20 protein-coding genes and 1 pseudogene are annotated in these 20402 nt (G+C 43.7%); 14 read left to right on the top strand and 7 right to left on the bottom strand.

Annotated elements, in window-relative coordinates; translation table 11 throughout:
- The first annotated feature begins 195 nt into the window (after positions 1 to 195).
- Entirely contained in the window at positions 196 to 813 is a 618-nt protein-coding gene (gene thiE / locus AB4138_RS10290; protein WP_372305905.1) for a thiamine phosphate synthase, read from the top strand.
- A gap of 99 nt (positions 814 to 912) precedes the next feature.
- Here thiE and AB4138_RS10285 read toward each other — a convergent pair whose 3' ends face one another.
- Both AB4138_RS10285 and AB4138_RS10280 read right to left on the bottom strand, forming a co-directional pair.
- A complete protein-coding gene (locus AB4138_RS10285; RefSeq protein WP_372133634.1) occupies positions 913 to 1257 on the bottom strand; it encodes a thiamine-phosphate diphosphorylase in 345 nt (114 codons plus the stop codon).
- 406 nt (positions 1258 to 1663) lie between these two features.
- Positions 1664 to 2566: a LysR family transcriptional regulator gene (locus AB4138_RS10280; RefSeq protein ID WP_372305902.1), complete on the bottom strand. Its 903-nt coding sequence runs from the start codon at positions 2564 to 2566 to the stop codon at positions 1664 to 1666.
- Positions 2567 to 2703: 137 nt separating this feature from the next.
- Between AB4138_RS10280 and AB4138_RS10275 the strand changes: the two genes are divergently transcribed.
- The 5 genes from AB4138_RS10275 to AB4138_RS10255 all read left to right on the top strand — a co-directional run bounded on the left by AB4138_RS10275 (position 2704) and on the right by AB4138_RS10255 (position 7968).
- Positions 2704 to 3132 carry a PACE efflux transporter gene (locus AB4138_RS10275; protein ID WP_372133600.1) on the top strand — a complete coding sequence of 143 codons (429 nt, stop codon included), beginning with the start codon at positions 2704 to 2706 and terminating at the stop codon, positions 3130 to 3132.
- 182 nt (positions 3133 to 3314) lie between these two features.
- Positions 3315 to 4295 (top strand): AraC family transcriptional regulator, encoded by a 981-nt coding sequence (locus AB4138_RS10270; RefSeq protein WP_102456572.1) that lies wholly within the window; start codon positions 3315 to 3317, stop codon positions 4293 to 4295.
- Positions 4296 to 4532: 237 nt separating this feature from the next.
- The gene (locus tag AB4138_RS10265) at positions 4533 to 5912 is read left to right on the top strand and encodes an amidohydrolase family protein (RefSeq protein ID WP_372305899.1); all 1380 of its coding nucleotides are present in this window, start codon (positions 4533 to 4535) and stop codon (positions 5910 to 5912) included.
- Positions 5913 to 5993: 81 nt separating this feature from the next.
- Entirely contained in the window at positions 5994 to 6653 is a 660-nt protein-coding gene (locus tag AB4138_RS10260) for a DUF3299 domain-containing protein (RefSeq protein ID WP_017077484.1), read from the top strand.
- Positions 6654 to 6729: 76 nt separating this feature from the next.
- Entirely contained in the window at positions 6730 to 7968 is a 1239-nt protein-coding gene (locus AB4138_RS10255) for a carbohydrate porin (protein ID WP_372305897.1), read from the top strand.
- Between the two features lie 96 nt (positions 7969 to 8064).
- Here the strand turns inward: AB4138_RS10255 and AB4138_RS10250 are convergent.
- A pseudogene (locus AB4138_RS10250) lies at positions 8065 to 8529 on the bottom strand (hypothetical protein).
- 343 nt (positions 8530 to 8872) lie between these two features.
- On the opposite strand from AB4138_RS10250, the gene AB4138_RS10245 reads away from it, so the two are divergent.
- Both AB4138_RS10245 and AB4138_RS10240 read left to right on the top strand, forming a co-directional pair.
- Positions 8873 to 9877 carry a Solitary outer membrane autotransporter beta-barrel domain gene (locus AB4138_RS10245; RefSeq protein WP_372084005.1) on the top strand — a complete coding sequence of 335 codons (1005 nt, stop codon included), beginning with the start codon at positions 8873 to 8875 and terminating at the stop codon, positions 9875 to 9877.
- 118 nt (positions 9878 to 9995) lie between these two features.
- Positions 9996 to 11057, top strand: a complete 1062-nt coding sequence (locus AB4138_RS10240) for a diguanylate cyclase (protein ID WP_372084002.1) — start codon at positions 9996 to 9998, stop codon at positions 11055 to 11057.
- 36 nt (positions 11058 to 11093) lie between these two features.
- On the opposite strand, the gene AB4138_RS10235 is transcribed toward AB4138_RS10240, so the two are convergent.
- On the bottom strand, positions 11094 to 12089 hold the full coding sequence (locus AB4138_RS10235) for an AraC family transcriptional regulator (protein ID WP_017072267.1): 996 nt from the start codon (positions 12087 to 12089) through the stop codon (positions 11094 to 11096).
- Between the two features lie 159 nt (positions 12090 to 12248).
- Between AB4138_RS10235 and AB4138_RS10230 the strand changes: the two genes are divergently transcribed.
- The 4 genes from AB4138_RS10230 to AB4138_RS10215 are packed head-to-tail and all read left to right on the top strand — an operon-like array spanning position 12249 to position 16162.
- A complete protein-coding gene (locus AB4138_RS10230; protein WP_372305893.1) occupies positions 12249 to 13370 on the top strand; it encodes an HlyD family secretion protein in 1122 nt (373 codons plus the stop codon).
- The gene (locus AB4138_RS10225) at positions 13360 to 14379 is read left to right on the top strand and encodes a DUF2955 domain-containing protein (protein ID WP_102571615.1); all 1020 of its coding nucleotides are present in this window, start codon (positions 13360 to 13362) and stop codon (positions 14377 to 14379) included. The genes AB4138_RS10230 and AB4138_RS10225 overlap by 11 nt, the downstream gene beginning before the upstream one ends.
- 22 nt (positions 14380 to 14401) lie before the next feature.
- Positions 14402 to 15502 (top strand): AI-2E family transporter, encoded by a 1101-nt coding sequence (locus AB4138_RS10220; RefSeq protein ID WP_017068458.1) that lies wholly within the window; start codon positions 14402 to 14404, stop codon positions 15500 to 15502.
- Positions 15503 to 16162 carry a potassium channel family protein gene (locus tag AB4138_RS10215; RefSeq protein ID WP_017061900.1) on the top strand — a complete coding sequence of 220 codons (660 nt, stop codon included), beginning with the start codon at positions 15503 to 15505 and terminating at the stop codon, positions 16160 to 16162. It abuts the gene before it with no gap.
- 112 nt (positions 16163 to 16274) lie between these two features.
- Here AB4138_RS10215 and AB4138_RS10210 read toward each other — a convergent pair whose 3' ends face one another.
- Both AB4138_RS10210 and AB4138_RS10205 read right to left on the bottom strand, forming a co-directional pair.
- A complete protein-coding gene (locus AB4138_RS10210; RefSeq protein ID WP_017061899.1) occupies positions 16275 to 16814 on the bottom strand; it encodes a DUF3332 domain-containing protein in 540 nt (179 codons plus the stop codon).
- Between the two features lie 226 nt (positions 16815 to 17040).
- On the bottom strand, positions 17041 to 17202 hold the full coding sequence (locus AB4138_RS10205; protein WP_019820087.1) for a hypothetical protein: 162 nt from the start codon (positions 17200 to 17202) through the stop codon (positions 17041 to 17043).
- A 265-nt stretch (positions 17203 to 17467) separates the two neighbouring features.
- On the opposite strand from AB4138_RS10205, the gene AB4138_RS10200 reads away from it, so the two are divergent.
- Entirely contained in the window at positions 17468 to 18061 is a 594-nt protein-coding gene (locus tag AB4138_RS10200) for a hypothetical protein (RefSeq protein ID WP_372305890.1), read from the top strand.
- 230 nt (positions 18062 to 18291) lie between these two features.
- On the opposite strand, the gene AB4138_RS10195 is transcribed toward AB4138_RS10200, so the two are convergent.
- The gene (locus AB4138_RS10195) at positions 18292 to 18501 is read right to left on the bottom strand and encodes a hypothetical protein (protein ID WP_004731601.1); all 210 of its coding nucleotides are present in this window, start codon (positions 18499 to 18501) and stop codon (positions 18292 to 18294) included.
- Positions 18502 to 19429: 928 nt separating this feature from the next.
- On the opposite strand from AB4138_RS10195, the gene AB4138_RS10190 reads away from it, so the two are divergent.
- Positions 19430 to 20362 (top strand): siderophore ABC transporter substrate-binding protein, encoded by a 933-nt coding sequence (locus AB4138_RS10190; protein WP_372305888.1) that lies wholly within the window; start codon positions 19430 to 19432, stop codon positions 20360 to 20362.
- Positions 20363 to 20402 lie beyond the last annotated feature (40 nt).

Here is a 20402-nt window from a genome sequence, read left to right as displayed (position 1 = left end):
TTGAAGTGAATTCTTTGTGTAATAAGTAACGCTTTAGTTAAAAAATTCAGGTTTTTCGGCATGCTTTCAACGAGTTGCGTATTTGATGGCGCGTATGTCATTGAGCTAATTTAGTATTAACTTCCATGCACATGATGCGATTTGTCGGTAAAATGGTGCAACGCCAATTTTAGACATCGACTCCAAAGGTACGAAATGAACCCTTATAAGCTCTATTTAGTAACGGATGACCAACAAGATTTAGAAACGCTTAAGTTCGTGGTTGAACAAGCGGTTGCGGGTGGCGTTACTATGGTCCAAGTAAGAGAAAAACATGGGGACGTAAGAGCCTTCATTGAACGAGCACAAGCGGTTAAGTCGATTTTAGCTGGCTCCGGTGTTCCGCTGATCATCAATGACCGAGTGGACGTTGCATTGACTGTCGACGCCGATGGTTTGCATCTGGGGCAATCGGATATGCCTGCAGAGTTAGCACGCAAGCTGATTGGCGCGGATAAAATTCTTGGGTTATCGATTGAGACGGAGCAGCAGCTGCAAGAAGCCGATAGCTTGCCGATTGATTACATTGGCCTTAGTGCGCTGTTTGCGACACCGACCAAGACAAACCTCAAGAAACACTGGGGTTACGAAGGCATTCAAATGGCGTTAGAAACGACCAAGCTTCCGATTGTGGGTATCGGTGGAATCAACGAGTCGAACATTCCTCAGTTAACGCAAACAGGCATCCATGGGTTGGCATTAGTCTCTGCGATATGTCACGCCGAAGATCCTAAAAAGGCGACGCAAGACTTGCTAAATCTGATGGGAGAGTGAGTTTGTGGTGGCTAGAAAACAAATGAAGCGAGTCATTTGTTTTCTAGTTAGCGCGTATGAAAGCGCTCAAGGGATCTTCAGCTGAAGATAGAACCTAACTTACTGAATACACAGAGCAACGGTGCCGATGATCATCAGAGCGATGGCTGCGTACCAACCGTATTGCGAGGTTTTATCGGCAACGAAAATCTTGATGTAATTGATTTCTTCATGTGCCATCGCAATAAAGTCGGTGTAGTTAATGGATAACTCACGACTTGTCTCTTTTAAGTCATTTTGTAATTTGTTGAAAGACTCATCGATGAAGCCCTTTGTTTCCGAAGCAGACGGAGTAGCAGTTAACGCTAGGCTATTCCAAACCGCCATACGCGATTCATATTCGCTTTCACTGACACAATTAAGTACGCGTAAATCATACTCTCGTTTGTTACGCTCTTTACCCATTTTCTCAGGGCAAATATTTCTTAAAACGTTCACGACAAATTTTCCAAAAGGTTCATTTAGATATAAAAAAGCACTCAAAGAGCGCTCATAAACTGGGTGCGAATTAATATTCAAAAAGTGATCTATTTGAAACCGGAATAAGCGACTGCAAGGCAGAGCGTTTATCTGAGAGATTTGAAGTTGGGTCAGTGGTGTTAAAGAGCGATTTGGGTCCGTCTAAATTTGTTTGAAAAGACAAACCCGTTGGGATCGCAGTGTAGTTAGGTCACTTTTGGACATCAACTAGGGTGTTTTATCCACACGACAAAGATATTTATCGGCAAGATAAGCAGAAATGAGGTAGCGGTGGTGAGTCCAGCGCCGATATTGAATCTCTGAATTGACGATGTGTGAAGAATAGGGGAGGTTAGTTTTCCTGCCATTGATTGTATTGCAGTGAGTGTCCCTTAAGTTGCTCAATAAGGCTGGTGAGAACTGGGCCATTGATGTGGCTGCGAGAAACTAAACAACCCACTGGAGTAATCCAACCACCATGCTCGTGTGAGACAGGCAACGCCACAAGATCGCCTTTTTGAATGCCTTCCATCACCATCATCTCGGGCACATTAGCCCAACCCACGTTCTGTTCAACGAGATCAACAATGGTCTTGTGGTTGTTGGCGTACCAAAGCATCGAGCTAATACCGTAGGTGAACCACAGTTCGCGTTGTTTTGAGCTGCGATGCACACATTGGCGATAGCGCTTTAGGTCTGAGTCTTGTACAACGGCCATGCGACTCAGTTCGTGAGTGGCAGAGCTAACAGTTAGGAAACGCGCTTGGCCCAGCAAAAAGAAATCCATATCGACCTTCAGTTCGCCATCCGCGTAGATGATGCCAATCTGTGCTTTTCCGCGTCTTACTAGGTCTTCAACATCAAAGGTTGAGGTGGTAATGATATCGAAGTGTGTGATTGGAAATTGATCGGCGAGTGAGCTGATTATCTTAATAAAGTTCTTATCTATGATGCTTTCATCAACCGCAATGATCAGTTCGTGCTCATCTTCTTGGGTCAGCGATTCTACTTTTTGATCGAAGTACTTTTGCTGGTCAAGAATGGACTTAGCCACAGGCAATAACGCTTTACCTTTGCTGGTTAAAACGGGGATGTTTTTCTCTCGGTTAAACAGCTCTTGGTCAATGGCAATTTCGAGGTTGGCTATCGATTGGCTTACCCCAGACTGAGCTCGTTTCAGTTTGCGAGCGGCGGCAGAGAAAGAGCCACTTTCACACACCGTGACGAAGACTTTTAGTTGCTCAAAACTGTACATGTTATCTCTCGCTCAATACAAAATGGGGTACTTATACTTAAGCTATCACTAAACGTGATGGCTGTTAACTTTCTCTTATTGTTTTCGGTGACATAATTTCGGTAAGTCCACCATGTTATAAATTGCTATAGGAATGTATGAGTACGTTAGAGAGAGTTTTCCACTCGGTGTTGTTTGAAGTATTGGCCGTCACACTGTCAATTATAGGTTTAGCGATATTTACTGATCACGATGTGAATGCCTTATCAGGAACCATGATAGTTGTTGCGACTATCGCGATGATTTGGAACTACTGTTTTAACCGTATTTTTGATCGTTATTTCACGGGTGAAAAATCAAAGCGTTCGCTCAAATTACGTGTTTTTCATGTCGTGCTATTTGAGGCTGGCTTGTTGATCGCGACAATCCCTGTGATGGCATACTTACTTAACGTGGGGTTATGGCAAGCATTTTTGATGGACATCGGCGTGACCATTTTTATTACCATTTACGCGTTTGTGTTTAATCTGATTTATGACCATGTTCGAGCATTCTGGGTATGCAGAGGGGAGCTAGCCGTTCAGTAATCTACCAAGTCAGTAAACACGAGCTTGGCCACTAACCGTTTGTTTATTCGTTATTTTGACGGAGATATTCGGTTAGTAGGCCTAGGTAACCCATCGTTTGTTCTGCTATCTTAAATAAGGTGATAATTTGAGTGCTTGAAAGAACAGATTAAGAGGAAAGGATGCCAGATACCTCTCAGATAATGACAGTGGTAGATAAGAAGGAAGTCGAGCTGTTCGCGGAACTGTTCAAACATATTGATGGTGAAATCTACACCTTACTACGCAGTGCCCAAATCCCTAATGATATTCTCACCAGTAATGACCATTACGATTATCTCCCTGAGACAACGGTTAAGAACGTGGTCAAGATTATGGGGGAATCTGCGTCGAGAGAAGAGTTTTCGCTGTTTATGTGGAGTTTTTGCAAGCAAACCTATGTACCAAGGTTTGTGGCTAAGCTAAGTCAGCAGGATTCATTGAAAAGCGCGCTAGACCAATTTGGTGAGCAGCTGAAGCTCGTATCCAATGGTGCGAATGTCTATACCAAGCAATCAGGAGGCAAGTGGTGGTTGGTTCGCGAGAAGCCGTTTACTAACGCGCCTTGGTTTAAGTTCGCTGAGCTGTTCTCTGTCATTTTCATCAACGAGCTACTTTTAGTATTAACGCAAGGGCGTTGGAAGCCGTCTGAGGTTGGCATTCAGAATGGCGATCTCGAATGCTTTCAATCTCTACCACAAATGGGCAGTGCTCAGTTTTATACGCATAGGCCGGTCACTGCCTTTGAGATCCCTGAAGATATCATGCTTGCACCGATTGTTTTACCCAAAATTGCTCAAGTACCAGATCTCACTAAGCCTTTACCTAGCTCATTCTTGAGCGCTTTTAAGCTTGTTATTAAACCTTATCTCACGATGGGTAAACTGCCAATTAGCTTAGCTTCTGAGATTCTGAATATTCATGTCAGAACGATCCAGCGTCGATTGGAAAGTGAAGGGGTGGTCTACAAAACCTTGATTGAAGAGATGGTTCTTGAGCAGGTTTTAGAATTGCTTAAGCAGTCAGATCTATCGATCACGCAAGTAGGTGCGAAAATGGGCTATTCCGATTCTTCCCACTTTACCCGAGCGTTCAAACGACAGATGAACATGACGCCAAGACAGTACCGAAAAGAGCACAGCTAAAACCAGTAAGTAAAAACAGGAGCCTGCACGCAGAATTATTTATTGTCACCAAATGGCCATTTATCAACCTTGAATACTGGCAATATCACTACTAAGTTATTGAATGTGGATGAGTTGTTTTTTTTAGCGAGTTTCGCGACCAATAAAAACACCTTTGAAACCTCATGACACTCATTAGTAGTTACGGAATCGTTATGGGAAGTGGACTCCACTCATAAACGGAATCAAGGTGTATAAATGAAAAATGCAGGCTTAAAACTCTCTGTTGTTGCTCTTTCGTGTTCATTTGCTCTTTCTGCAAATGCCGCATCAACGCTATTTACTAACGTCGATGTATTCAATGGTACTGAAAACAAATTGTACGAAGACCATCATGTATTAGTCGAAGATAATCTTATCAAACAAATCTCTGCGAGCCCGCTAGAGGCAGGTGATGCTGTAGTGATTGACGGCGAAGGCAAAACGTTAATGCCAGGTTTAATCGAAGGCCACGGACACTTATTGCTTAACGGCGGTAACCTAAGCGACCACGAAAACAACCGAACGATCGAAGAGTTAGCCGCGCGAGCGACAGTGAACGCGAACGCCGCGTTTCAATCAGGTTTCACCACGTGGCGTGATGCTGGTGGCTTGAATACTGGCTTACGTAAAACAATCGATTCTGGCATGTTGCCGGGCCCACGACTTTACACATCAGGCGCATTTATTGGCCCGACGGGTTCGCATGCCGATTTCAGTAACCTAACCACGGCTAACCAACACTTCTTTGGCTCATCAACCAGTATGGCTCGAAATAGCGTGAGCTTTAATGCCGATGGTATTACAGAAATCAAAGCCGCTGCTCGCCAAAACTTCAAGCAAGGCAATACGCAAATTAAGATCATGTCATCAGGTGGTGTGGCATCATCATTTGACCCTTGGCAGCTGAATGCGATGTCTGCGGAAGAAATTGAAGCCGCCGTTGAAATTGCTGATGCGTATGGCTCTTACGTGATGTCTCACGCTTACAGCAAAAAAGCGATCATGCGTAACTTGGATGCGGGTGTTAAAACGATCGAGCACGGTTTCATGTTCGATGGCGATATCGCCGACAAGATGGAAGATAAAGACGCCTACATCACAACTAACATGACCGCGTTTTCACCTTACCTGACACAGATCGAAGCGATTAACTCGAACCCAGCCTCTAAGCGTAAAGCGGAGTCGGCAACCAAAGCATTCAAAGACTACATCTCGAATGTAAACAAGTACCAACCGAAATGGGGTTTCCACACAGACTGTGTCGGTGACGTGGTTTCTTGTATCAAACAAACCGACCACACGATCTTCCTTGCAGGTAAAGAGTTAGGCAACTTCTTCACTTTGAAAGGGATGACATCGGTAAACGGTGAGATCGTTAAGTTATCTGGCGTGATGGACCCATACCCAGAGGGTAAGTTAGGCGTGATTGAAGCGGGCGCATACGCCGATATCATTATTGTTGAAGGCAACCCACTTGAAGACTTGTCAGTGATTGGGGCAAACGAAAAATGGTTTGATGCAGAGCCGCGCAGCCCTGAAATCGATACCATCAAAGTCATCATGAAAGACGGCAAAGTCTACAAAAACACGCTGTAACTCAGTTCGACAACTCAGTCAAAAATTAAGCTTTAATGGGTGACCTATTTGGGTAGGTCACCTCTCTTCAAGGTGTTCCTTATGCAAAAAATGCTTTCTCTTATCCTGTCGGTGGTATCACTGACGACCGTTGCTTTTCCTACTTTTTCTGAAACAGCGATGAATCTTGAGTGGCAAGACCTGAACTCAGAGTCTCACGAAACGAAAGTAGAAATGCCGGATCTCACCGATCAACAAATGCGTCTATTACAAGGTGTGATAGCAATGAGTGCATCAGAGGAAGAGCAAGCTCAACAACAGGTTTTATTATTTAAACAAACGCTAAAAGAGCAGGGTGTAGACGCAGACGAAATGATCGCGCTGCGTGACGAATATATGCAAACCATGAAAGCAAACGCCGAAGCTATCACGACAGAGTTTGATGGCAAGAAAGTACGAGTTCCCGGTTTCATCGTTCCACTAGAGTTCTCAGAGGGAATGACTGCAACAGAGTTTCTTTTAGTGCCAGTGGCGGGTGCGTGTATCCACATGCCGCCACCACCTGCAAACCAGATTGTGCGCGTGTCTTTCCCTGAAGGCTTTCAGGTACAGAACGTTCAGTACCCAGTGTGGGTAGAAGGTGACTTTAGCTCGAACAAAGTGACTGAAGAGGTCTTCCTCGTAGATGGCAAAAGTAACCTCACCATGGGTTATGAAATGAAAGCTTCGATGATTGAAGACTATTACGAGAAAGAAAATTAATGGTTGTCATCAAATGACAATTTTCAATGTGAGCAATGAATAAAATAGAACTCACTCAAAAAGCATTGGTGACAAGATGAATTCAAGATTATCTAAAGTAAGTATGGCTGTGATGGTGCTAGCAACGTCAATGAGCACAGCGGTTTATAGCGCAAATTTCGAAGGTCCAGACTCTGTTGAAAATACAATTTCAAAACAAAAATATCAGCAACTGGATTGGCGTGAAAAGCTTGCTGCGGATGGTTTTACATTTGGCGCGGATTACTTTGCGTTAGGCCTTACTTCTGGAGATGGCGTTGGTGGCGATAGCGTTAATGCATCATCCGGCGTCGCACGACTATACGGGTCATGGCACCTACTAGGAAATGGCACACAGAACTCAGGTAGCTTGGTATGGAAGGTGGAACATAGGCATGCCTATGGTGATACTGCGCCAAAAGACTATTCATTCGGCCCACTTGGCTATGTTGGTGCAATTGGCCCGGCATACAGTGACCAAGGGTTCCGTGTTACAGACTTAAATTGGAAGCAAAAAATCAACGATGGCAAAGGCACTATTATTGTCGGTTGGCAGGATGTAACGAACTATGCAGATGTTTACGCTCTAGCAAGCCCATGGTCTGGCTTTACTAATTTGGCATTCTCGACAGGCTCTGGTGCGATGGGCTTACCTGATGATGGTGTACTTGCGCTTTCTGCTGGTCATATGTTGGGTGAGAATTTTTATGTGGTCGGTGGTATCGCGGACGCAAAGGGTAAATCAGATGACATTTTTGATGGCTTTGATACCGCTTTTGGCAGCGATGCCTCTTACTTCACCACACTGGAGTTAGGCTGGACGGCTTCGCAAGAGCAGATCTACACCGATAACTTCCATGTGACTTTCTGGGACTTTGGTGACGATACTCGTCATAGTAATAGCCTTGCTGCGGAAGGTGGCTCGGGCGTTAACTTCTCATGGAGCCAGTTCATGACTGATCAAGTGATGCCGTTTGTGCGAGGTGGTTTCTCTAAAGGGGATGTTGCCCTTTACGATAAGTCGATTTCTGTTGGTATGGGGTACTTTGGATTAGGAAAACCGACCAACAACCTTGGTGTAGCGCTAAACTGGGCGGAAGTGAATGGTGATTCTTTTGCAGCTGATGCGAAAGCTATAAGCGGTAGTACAGAGCAGTGGACAGCAGAGATCTACTACAACATGCAGTTTGGTGACCATTTCCAAGTAACGCCTGACATCCAGTACATAAAGGATCCTGCATTCTCCAATGAAAGCAGCGCTTGGGTATTCGGTGTTAGAGCGAGAGTCTTTATCTAACAGCTCTGCTTGTTAATCGCTGAAACGTAAAGAATAGATGTAAAAAGTGAGCCTTGATAGGCTCACTTTTTTGTCTTAGATGTGAAAGAAAAGCGGCTATGCTTTTTCGGCTTTGGGCGTATCATCGAGTGCGAAGTAGATCTTTGAAACAACAATCTCTGCGACCAAAATCGTGAATACCACAGCGAAGAACGCTACCACACCATTCCATGGGCCTGTGAAATCTACCTTGTCTCCAAATAAGATATTGATGGCTTCCAACATCACAAACTTAGAGCCCACCAAAATCACGTAACTGGATAAACCGCGATAAATCTTAGGTGCAGTCCCCGGTTTAGATTTGAAGTAATCCGCCAGCTTATGTTCTAAGCCTATAGACAATTTGAGTAATAGCTGCAGCAAAATCGCAGCTGAAAATGAGATGGTGAATGACTCGATATTGACGAAGTCCCAGTATTAAAAAAAATTAAGAACGGTTAAATCGACGAGTACCGCAAGGGTGTATCCGACAAAGAGTCGTTGGGGCGTATTAAATCCATATACTTTTTCTATATTGCTCATCTACTTCTTCCTGAGTAAAGGGTTATAAAAAACTTAGGAGTTAATCTTATAATTTTCAAACGCTTATTGTTTTATATGCGAAACAGGTCTTAAAGTCGGCTTGGCGTATTATGGTAAGTAAGGGTTTTAAGAATGATCCAAGATAAGACTCCAATTTAGACAGAGGCACATATGATTATTCATTTTAGAATCCAAGACGTAGAAGAGCTTTGGGGAGCCATCGATTTGGCAACGCTCTTGCAGTTGGAACTGAGAGCAGTATCAACCACACCGTTAACTCTCTGATTGAAATAGTTAAGTTACCAATTACACTTGAAGCATAAGTTTGAATGGAGTCAACTTAATGCTTTCACCCCAATCGCTGTATTCCTCTTCTATTGCTCTGATCTTAACTGGCCTTTTTTCATCCTCGGCCTATGCCTCAAATGAAGCGATTCAAAATCGTTTAGAGAAGATATTCGCGGCTTCTATAGCGTTGACTGACAGTGATGCGGTTTCTATTGGCTTTGTTGATTTTGACCCAAATTCATTTATCAATTTGAACGACAATGGTTTTGGCTCCGATAAAACCATCGATACTCGAAGCCAAGTGAGTGTGGGCTCCATTCCTTATTCTTCGGTGATTAACACCGATGATCCTGATCTTGACCTTATTTGGTCTGTGCGAGGGTCTTATGCGCTTTCTGAACAGGATATTGAAATCTCACCGGAAGTGACCTCTGACCGTCGTGTGAATCCGAATAAAGACTCAGTATTGGGCCTGTATGGCTTTTTCGGGGTTCAAAACCATTTAACCCAACGTTGGTCTATCGCGTATGGCTTAGGCACTCACTTGCTCTATTACCGCAATAAATATAAATACAACAATAGCTACTCCCAGGCTTTTCAATCTCAGCTCGATGGATACGCTTTGAATACTTCTGCATGGGCATTGATTGGCGAGCCGTCGGTCAAACTCAAATACCTACAGAAACAAGAGTGGGGAAGTTGGAATGTTTCATCAAGAGCGCGTTATTTCTATGGAACGGGATGGGGTGAAGCCAATGATGGCGATATCGGCAACCCTGAAGGTTTACGCTTTATCAATGAAATTGAATTCAGACAAAATGTGGTATTAGATGCTTGGTCTTTAAAGAACCCTCAAATTCATTACAACTTTCGAAGAATCGATGTAGCAGGGGATCTCACAGATCCGCTTGATACGCACTATTACTATGAATTTGGCGCAGGGTTAGTCTTTGATGTGCCTTACGACTCTTACTTCTTTGATAACTTTGGTGTTGGGATCAACTTTAACTACGGCAGTTCATTGAGTGGAGGTAGCTTGCTATTTTTGCTCAATAACTAGCATAAGTCGTTGAGTGCGCGGCTCAGCATCTAATTTGAATTTGTATGTGTCGTAAAATGGTAAATCTTGTTGGTAAAACTTAGTCATCATAGCGCTCTGTCCATCACCCGAGCACATTATGAACAAGTTAAGTTTTGATCGCAGAGCACCGTTTTACGTTGTCTCTGTGCTTGTCTTAAATACGTTAGTTAGCTTGTGGTTGCTGAGCATCGCTTCCACTGCAGCCATGGTTTTTTCCGTGTGCGCGCTATTTCTCTTATGCACATTGAGCACAGCCCGCTTGTATCGACACGAAGTTAATCAAAGCCAGAACAGTTTGTCTGAGGCGATCATTGATGGCGTGGCTGGCTTTATTGTCCTCGATAGTCAATTGAGAATAATTCAGGTTAATCAGCAGTTTTCTCGAGTCTCTGGTTATGCGTTTGACCAGGTCGAAGCTCGCCCCATTTCTGACCTCTGTTTTATGAATAACAGCGGTCTGGTATCGACTATCGCTACTTCCCTTAAACAAAACCAAAGGTGGAAAGGGGAGTTGAGCGGTGTTAGCCGCCTTGGCGAGCATTTCACGGTTAACGTGGTGGTTGAAAAGCTCTCGGAACTATTACCACATAACGAAAAGTACGTGGTCACGTTTACCGATATCAGCAAACGAAAGGTTTTAGAGCGTCGCTTAAGAGTGCTGGTGGAAACCGATTCACTAACTGGTTGTTGGAATCGACGCCGCTTTGATAACGACTTAAAACATTATTCTAACCTGGCAGAGCGTTATGGTTACACACATTCCTGTTTGGCGTTGATCGATTTAGATCACTTCAAGGCTATCAATGATAATCACGGTCATGACCAAGGTGATTCAGCGCTGAAAGAGGTCGCTGAACTGTTGAGAAACAACAGCCGAGACACTGATATCGTCGCGCGAGTAGGCGGAGAAGAGTTCGCTATCTTGATGCCTGAAACCAATTTGGCAGAAGCGTTTGAGGCGATGTATCGACTGAAAGAAGTGATTACCAAAGGGACAACATTGAACCTGACCGTGAGCAGTGGTGTGTCTGAAATACAGGCGCAAGCCGAAGCGACCTATCGCAGTGCAGATAAGGCACTTTACCGCGCTAAAGGTAACGGGCGAAATAGAGTGTGTAGCTCTAGCCCAGGCTGTGCTACTCCAATTGCCCTTGGTTAGATGTAGGCCGTGCTTGGTTAATCAATCGAGCGAAGCCTAAGCCGAGATTGAGCGTTGGTAAATCTTCGGCGTAAGGCCAGACACACGCTTAAATGCACGAGAAAAATGAGAGATGTTGGTGTAACCGAGTTGGCTAGAAATGTAGGTCAGCGTGTGGCCTTCTTCCATCAGCTCGCAAGCTACAGAAAACATCAGGTTCTCTTTGATCTTTCGATAAGTGGTGTTTTCATTCTTGAGTTTGCGTTGGAACGTTCGCACTGAAAAGTTGAGCAGCTCTGCCGCCTCTTCAAGAGAGAGGTCTTGTTCTTTCATGTACGGTTTTAGAAGCTCATAAATACTATCGGTAAAGCTGGTATGCCACTCAATAAGTGTCGGTTTTGTACTGAGGTCTTTAGACGTAAGACGGATTGGGAGTTGTAAGATCTCATCAGGAATCTGCACAGCAGTCGACGAATGATCAACAAACAGTTGGCAGTTACTTGATACCAGTGTTTTGACGACATCGATGTCATGCCCTTGCAAGCGAACTTTAGTCGGTAACCATGGTGATTGCGATAAAATGGTTATTAACTCGATGATATAAATAACAGCGAAAGCTTCGCCCCATTGAAACATAGGGGAGTTGTCTTCCGGGGCTGTCCGGCAAAACCAGTTCTGACCGTGTTCTTGGATAAACTCGACTTTGCTGCCTGGTGAATCATAGGCAAAGATTGAATTGATCTGTTTTAGTGCATCGCCAATGGTTTCGAATTCGGTAAATTGATGCAAGACATTTGGGATGATTCGACGTCGAAATGCGAGTCCAAGAATATCGGTGAACCGAGATACGCCAAGTTGGGCGGATGTCAGATAAATCAAACGTTTAATCGATTCTGATGGCACAAAGTCGCTTTCTGATTCAATGAGATCGGGCGGTAAACCAGAATCTTTGAGCAAAAGGTGGAGGTCGAGACCATAGTCAGAAAAAACCTGAACCAGAATTTTGGCGTAGTTCGTTTGAATTACCGGGACTTGGTAGTGACTAGAGCTCATTGGAATACAATCCTGTATATATTGTCGCACTATTAGACGTGCATATCATTTGCAACGTTTTGTTTACTAAATCTAACCCTATTTACTTGAGTTTTCCATCACCGGGCTTATTTTTAAAGTATTAATTTTGTTGATGTTAGTTATCTAGAAGGGAGTCCCATGTCAGAAGTCAAAGGGAATAAGCAAGAAGCCAATGAAGAAGTTGGCCAACAAGAAAATGGAAAAGACAGAGTAAGAAAGGTCACAAACTACCTATTGTTGTTTGTTGCATTCATGTTGATCTTCAGTGTCATTTCAGACCGAATCATCCCTATTACTGATAATGCTCGTGTAAAAGGTTATATCGTTCCAATCAAACCAGAGGTGTCGGGTAAAGTACTCGATATACTGGTTCAACCTAACCAACTGGTTAATCAAGGCGACAAGTTAGCCATTTTAGATGAGTCTGATTACCAAATAGCAGTACAACAAGCCGAGCAAAATTTAGAGATTGCAGGCCAAAATGTCGGTGCTCAAACCGCGAGCATTGCTTCAGCTCAAGCGAAACTCACTTCAGCGATTGTTGAAAGACAAAACACCAAACTGCAAGCCAAGCGTGTTTTAGAGATGGCAGACAAAGGTGTGGTTTCTAAATCAGATGCAGATAAAGCGCGAGCATCATTAGCGACCTCTCGAGCAGCGGTTGTGAATGCAGAGGCTGATCTTGAAGGTGCGAAGCAACAAATGGGCAAAGAAGGCCAAGAAAATAGCCAAGTGAAAGCGGCGTTGCTGGCACTTGAACAAGCTCAATTGAACCTAGAGCGCACCGTGATTACCGCGCCGACACAAGGTGGTGTTTCTAACTTTAGCCTGTCTGAAGGGTTTTATGCATCGGCAGGGCAAGCAATCATGACCTTTGTTTCAACCGAAGATATTTGGATTGAAGCTTATTATCGAGAGAACAGCCTAGGTAATGTAACGGTCGGTGATGAAGTTGAAGTGGCGTTAGATTTCGCACCGGGCAAAGTGGTTAAAGGGCGCGTAAGTAGTATCGATTGGGGTGTTGATTGGGGGCAAAATGACCAAGCAGGTAAGCTTGCGCAAGCTAGCCAACAAACGGGTTGGTTGCGCCAAACACAGATGCTTCCTATCACCATTGAATTTGATAATGAAGAAGTGACAGGCATGCTCCGAGTGGGTGGCCAAGCGGATGTGATTGTTTATAGCGGTGACAACTTTGTGTTCAACGCGATAGGCAAAGTATGGATTCGTCTGATTAGCGTATTGTCTTATGTCCGATAAGCCGATTCCTGACCAACAAACACAGCAACGGATCCTGCGATTTACGGTCGGGGTCACGTTGGCTGTTTTCTTGGCGGCGTGGATAAACTGGCCACTTGCGTTTGTGGCGCCAGTGTTCACAGCTAAGTTCTTAATTGATAAACCAAATCTCCATAAGGAAACGGTCTACGAATTGCTCTTGGCCGTTGTGGTAACAATGGGGTTAGGTTTATTGCTGTCGCGAGGAATTACCCATTATCCAATTCCATTGCTGATTTTGGTGGGGTTAATGATGCTGTGGGGTTACTACTTGTTTGTCGACCCTAAATGGAACCTGTTCGCCACCATACTGTTGATTGCGGTTTTGATGCTGCCATTCATGGCGATTGATAACCCTGGCGTTTCGGTAATGCTGGCATCTGGCTTAGCAACTTCTGGGGTGGTTTCAGTGATGATCTTTGCGTTAGGGCATGTATTTTTCCCTGAGCCTAAATCGGAGTTCTCAGGCTTCGCTGCTGCGCCACTCGAAAAGAAACAGCGTTGGTATGCAGCCTTTAGGGCGATGATTATCTCCTATCCAGTGGTATGTTTTTTCTTTATCTTTCAAATATCTGAAGCTTTATTGACAATGATGTTCATTGCGTTGTTATCGTTGATGATTACGTCAGAGAAGTCGATAAAGTTGAGTGCTTTTCTAGTGATAAGTAATGGTATCGGGGGATTGCTCGCGATAGCGGCTTTTTCAATCCTTTCGATTGTTCCTAATATTATCTTCTACTCTTTATTCATAGGCTTGGTCGCTATTGTGATCGCCAAGAAGATCTATACGGTTCCCGAAAAAGCGCCGATTTTCGCCACTGCATTTAGTACGTTGTTAGTACTTGTCGGTAGCACTTTGATGAGCTCAGGCGACATCGATAGCAACACTCTTATACGCATATTCCAATTAGTGTTAATTGGTATATATATGATTTTGGCTTCTTTATTCCTAGAAACTCGGAATTGGAAGTTCCTACAAAATCAGCCTTAATTATGTCTTACAAGGACGTCTCATGAAGTTAACCGATGATTTTTCAAAACAGGCGATAGACGCTGCCATCAAGATCGCAGCGATTGCCATGCTCGTGTATTGGTGTTTTTCGATTTTGCGCCCATTCATTCTTCTGGTGATATGGGGTGCGATCATTGCGACTGCGTTGTATCCAGTGGCGGTCGCAATTTCAAATAAAACCGGGATGTCGAAAGGTAAAGCCAGTGCATTGCTGAGCTTTATTGGTGTGATTCTTCTATTTATTCCTTTGGCGGCGCTTTCTTCTGGTATCTACACCAGCGCGACTGACCTGATGACAGGGCTTCAAGATGGCACATTGTCATTGCCTAAACCGAAAGAGTCCTTACAAGATATTCCATTCATAGGTGAGAAGGTTTATTCAACCTTGGTTGCCGCCTCCAACAATATTGAAGGCACTTTCATAAAGTATGCGGATGAACTTAAACAGTTTGCGACGAAAGCGGCTTCTGTTCTTGGCTCGTTAGGTGGCGGCTTTATTCAGTTCATCATCTCTACCATCATTGCGGGTGCATTCATGAGTAATGCCGATAAATGCAAAACCGGCGTGACTCACTTAGTGGCGCGTTTAACGGGCGGTAAAGGTGAAGAGTTGGTAGAGCTCTCTAAATCGACCGTGCGAAGCGTTGTGCAAGGTGTGATTGGTGTGGCTGTGATTCAATCCATGATGTCGGCAATCGGTTTGGTGATTGCAGGCGTTCCAGCAGCTGCGTTTTGGGCGCTAGCTGTGCTGCTCATTGCGATAATCCAACTTCCACCGATTCTCGCTCTATTACCGGCGATCATCTACATGTTCAGCGTTGAATCGACACTGGCGGCGAGCTTGTTCTTAGTGTGGTGTATTTTGGTGAGCGGCAGTGACGCTATCTTAAAGCCAGTATTGCTGAGCCGTGGCTCTCACATTCCAATGTTGGTAATTCTATTGGGTGCACTGGGCGGAATGGCGATGTCAGGCATCGTCGGTCTGTTTGTCGGTGCTGTGATACTGAGTTTAAGCTATGAGCTGATGATGGCGTGGCTTGGACTTGAAGAGAAAAACCAACAAGAAACTGAGAAAAAACCTGCAGAGGTCGAGGGAAAATAGATGAAGCCAGTCTCTAAAGACGACAACTTCTACTTCTTATTCTATGCACTGTTGGTGTTGTTTCTTGGTTGCGCGGTGATGCAGCAGTTTTATCCGCAAGGCCAGAAAACAATCCTATTTCTTATCATTATTACGTTGGCGAGTTCAATTGCCGGTATTCATAAAGAGCGAGCCTTGTATCGCTCTTGGTATGGGCTGTTATTGATTACGGCGCTCGTGTCTGGCGTGTTTTCATTTTTGGAAGGCTATAACCTGTCGATAGTGACGCTATCGGCGTTGGCTGTGTTCTTGTTTTCACACATTTACTCGGCGTTGAAGCAGGTGATGAAAGCCAAAACGGTGACACCCAATCACATCATCGGCTCCATCTGTATTTACTTGTTGCTAGGGTTTGCTTGGTCGACCATCTACTTGTTAATTTTAGAGATCTTTCCTAATGCCTTTAACGGGTTAGAAGAGCAAGTCTGGCTGACGAACTTGTTTAATGCGATGTACTTTAGCTTTATCACCTTGACTACGGTTGGTTACGGCGACATATCACCAGCTCTGCCTATTGCTCAATTCTTTGTGTTTATGGAATCCATTATCGGCAGCTTTTACTTAGCTATCATGGTGGCGAGTTTGGTGAGCATTCGACTTGCACAGTCTCAGTCCCAATAGAGCATTTACAAATAATAGAGCACATACAAACAAGCCCGGCAATCGCCGGGCTTGTTCTATTTTATGAGCTCAAAAGTCTCTTTAAGTTTGAACTCTGTGTGGGCGATGAACCTTAAGCTTCAGTGCCTTGAATCTTCTCTAATTCAGCGATAGTTGTTTGCGATACAAGCTGACCATCCATGTAATAGGTAACGTTTTGACCGTCTTTGATGCCCGTTAGAGTCGCTGTTTCACCAGATGTATAGACGATGTCCATTTGAATCGTGTTTTCGTCGATCTTAATCATCTCACCCGTTTCAATGGTGCGATTGTTAGAAATTGGGCCGACAGGGGCTTCTTTCAGGCTTGGGTCCAGCTCATCGTTCACTTTGAAGTGCGTGTCTGTTTTTGTATCAAATACGTGTGGTGAACCGCTGATAGGGTTTTTACCTGTCCAGAATTCAAGTGAGTTGAATACCACATAGTCTGCTGCGGTAGTAATACCGTATACAGGCGCTAATAAGAAGTTTACACCTGCACGGGCATAGCGGTTATCGACAACTTCAACGTTAAATTTCATCACTTTCCCTGTTACGGCGTTGCTGCCGATACAACCAGTTAGCGCAGAAGCCAAAACCGTTAGTCCTACAATTTTAAGTGCAATCTTTTTCATTTTAGTACCTGTATAAGTTAGAAGTCTGTTTCGTTGGAACAGGTGTAGTATGGTTTTTATTCGATGGTCAGTTTTACCATTTAGCGCCACTGACGATATAAAATGCACTCGGATTTTTGGCATAAAGCTAGGTATAAAACTGGGCACAAAAAAAAGCTCGACCTAATAGGGCGCGCTTTGGGGTATTTAGATAAGTCGTAATGAAAACAACCACTCCAATATAGAATTACTTCATCACGTAGGTATAAGCCGATACGACAAGCCAGCGGAAAAATCGAAATAAAAGGGTGGTGGCTTTAAAGGCAAACTTGGCAATGGATACCATTGCTTCTGCACCAATGCTTACACACTTATGCAAATCGGATTCTTTGTATTCTGAATAGGTCATCTGTTTTCTCATTTCTCGCGCTTGTCTTTCATATGTAAGTAACGACTCCTGTCTGGCGATATCCCCTGAGCGCGTAATGTACGAACTTTCGCCGATAGAGATTTACCATTTTATGCCAAGTGGGTTAATAACTAGCCAAAAGAGAAAGGGCTGAGAGAATTTAACGGCATAGCGAGGTGTAACTGATCAAGTTACCGAAAAAACGAGGGTAATAGTGGTATGATCGCGGGCTCAGCACCATAAGTGATAAAGAATAGGAAACAGAATGACTCACCTTACCGAACAGCAAGAAGCTGCAATGGCGACGTTTAAAGAAAACTTACACCTTCCAAATGGTGGTTTTCATAAACTGATTATCGAGCTAAGTAAGGAGTATCAGCTGCCTTTCCAAAAGGTGCGTGCGGTTTTAAAGAAAGCTCAAAAAGATGTTGAACGACAAATACGAGAAGATTTTACCAGCGTTGATGACACAGTACTGAGCCAAGCGAATTGGGTAAACATCATTAAGTCGAAGCTTGTTGACTTAGCGGAAGAAAACCAAACGGTCATGGATAAGCTGCAACAAAACCTGAAGTATCAAAAAGTGTTGTCGGCAACCGAGGGTTCAATCGCAAGCGAAGACGAACGTGACGAGTTGATTGAAGAGTTGATTCAAGCTTATGAGAAAGAGGTGTTCAAACCGTTACTGGCGATGTTGCATACAACGAAGCTGTATTGGAAGTTAATGCTGGTGGATGAGACATGTAAGATGAATGAGGAGAATCGTGAGAAGTTCAGTGATTACCCTCAACACATGCAAGCTGCAGAACACTTATATACTCTTGATCAGAAGTTAAGGTCGATACCGTTAACTTATTAGTCCATGAATGCACTGATAATGACTCAATGGTGATTTAGAGTTTGATATAAGTTGGTTTCAATAGAAGTACGATAACCTAGCTAGCGTTAGCCGCGTGTGAAATGCAAAAAGGGCTAGGTTTCAGATCTGTTTTACTTCTACTCTATTTTGTTCTGCTAGAGCGAATTGAGGGTGACATCTTTTACATCTTTGGGACTAGATGGTGTTTCTTTTGTAGCCTTTGGGAAATGCTATAGGAGTGTGAAATGTCCTAGGGTGTTTCCGTTGCCTGAAACGATAGTTCCGATGCTTTCTCGTTCATTAAATTCAAAGTCGATGAGATAGCTGTGATGTTGTAGCTTGGGCAATATGTGGCGGTGGAGTATATCGCTATTGAGCTGTCGAATCTCGGTGACCCATGAAATCTCTTCTTTGTGTAAATCTATTTTAATCTTGAGCATTTATTACCTTTTAGTTTATTGACTGTTTTTTCGCGTGATAGTTGGTACCAATGGGTTTGTCGTGTTGTTCTGCGTGACATAACTGTGCCTTGTGTTTATTACATTTGTATTTAAGTGCTCGATCTATTCTGACTTCGCTGACAAAAGAGCAAATGACGATAGATCGGTAGTAGGATCGAATTTAAAAGCTATTGAATGACTATCTGGGTGAAAGCTGACGCAGAGATGGTGTAACGAGGGAATCGAGAACTGTCTATGTGGAACTTGGACTTACTTTAGCATTAACAGCTCTATAGATTAGAGCCAGGTGGCGAACTATACGCCTAGTTTTCAAAATTACAACCCTATTTTCAATTAAATTCAAAAATATCTTTGGGTGATTTACCATCGGTTACTGAAGGTTAAATGAGCGAAGGTCAGGGATTTGACCATGATATCTCACTGAGTCTTGGCTTTTCAGCTGTTCGTATTCGTTGTCATTAGTGGGTTTAATTGATCAGCTAATTTGGTGATGATTAAGTCTCTGTTGTATATGATCTTTACATTGTAAATTACAATCCATGATTTTGGGGTTCAGCGTTGTAATTACAGGGTTTTTGGGTGCTTTCCCCATCTGTTTTTTTCTTCAGGTTGATGAGTATTTTCCTCTTCGCGTCTTTTTGATATTTCTGATTCCTAATACCTCTCCTGACTACGCAAAATATGAATACTCACTTTTACGTTTCTGAATAATAAAGTTGTTGTATCGCCAATTTAGTGCAAATATAATTGATAATAGTTCTCACTTGCGTTACAAGTTTGTTGTCAATCCAATGACAGACTTTAAATTATCGTTATTTAGCAGTTGTGTACGCCCCATGCTCGTCTATGAGTAATGTGACTTTCATTGTCATGAGTGGTGGTTTGTATCAATGGCAAAGGAAGAAACATGAAGAAAACAATCAATTCAGTTCGCCAGTTATTGAGCGGGCTTGCCATCGTTCTAGCATCATCATTCATGATGACCGCGCATGCGGAAACCGTCACCATTGAGCATGTGAAAGGCACAGCGCAGTTTACTGAAGTACCACAGCGAGTGGTGGTTCTAGGCCACGGTAGCTTAGACGTGCTCGATAAAATTGGTGTACAGCCAGTTGGCGCGCCTCATAGCTTGCTGCCTGATTACCTAGCTTCGTACAAAGATACGACGGCAAATACAGGCTCTTTAAGCGAACCTGATTTTGAAGCTATCTACATGTTGAAGCCTGACATCATCATCGCGGAAAACCGCATGCTTAAGGTTTACGACAAACTGGCACAAATTGCTCCTACTGTCATGTTTTCTATTGAAGGCGACAAGTACTGGGCTGATGCTCAGCAAAACTGGCGTGTGCTAGGCGACATCTTTGGTAAGCAAGCTGAAGTCGAAGCGATCATTAAAGAGACTCAAGCTTCTATCACAGCGGTAAACGACAAAGTAGCGTCTGACGAAACTTCAGCAATGATGCTAATGAACAACGGCAACAACATTGCGATGTTCAACAAAGGCAGCCGTTTCTCTATCATCTTTGATGACTTTGGTTTCGTGGAATCAAAGAGTGCAACCGTGGCTCCGATTAAAGGAACACACGGCAACCTAATCTCTTTTGAATACATAGCTGATGCAAAACCTGAAGTGCTTTACGTGCTTGACCGCGAAAAAGCGATTGGTAAATCAGAAGGACGCGCACAACAACTGTTTGATAACCCACTGGTTGCGGTAACACCTGCAGCGCAGCACGGCAATATCGTTTACCTTGATTCAAGTGCTTGGTATTTGGCTGGTGGCGGTGTGACAGCGATTCATAGAATGCTTAGTGACATTGAACGTACGATTCAATAGATACTAACCATCAGATTTTCGGGCTTATAAGAGTGTTCTT

It is taken from the genome of Vibrio sp. 10N.286.52.C3 (genome assembly GCF_041468865.1).
GTDB classification, from domain to species: Bacteria; Pseudomonadota; Gammaproteobacteria; order Enterobacterales; family Vibrionaceae; genus Vibrio; species Vibrio crassostreae_C.
Note: the sequence above shows the minus strand (reverse complement) of the source record. Positions and strands in the feature narration are given on the sequence as shown.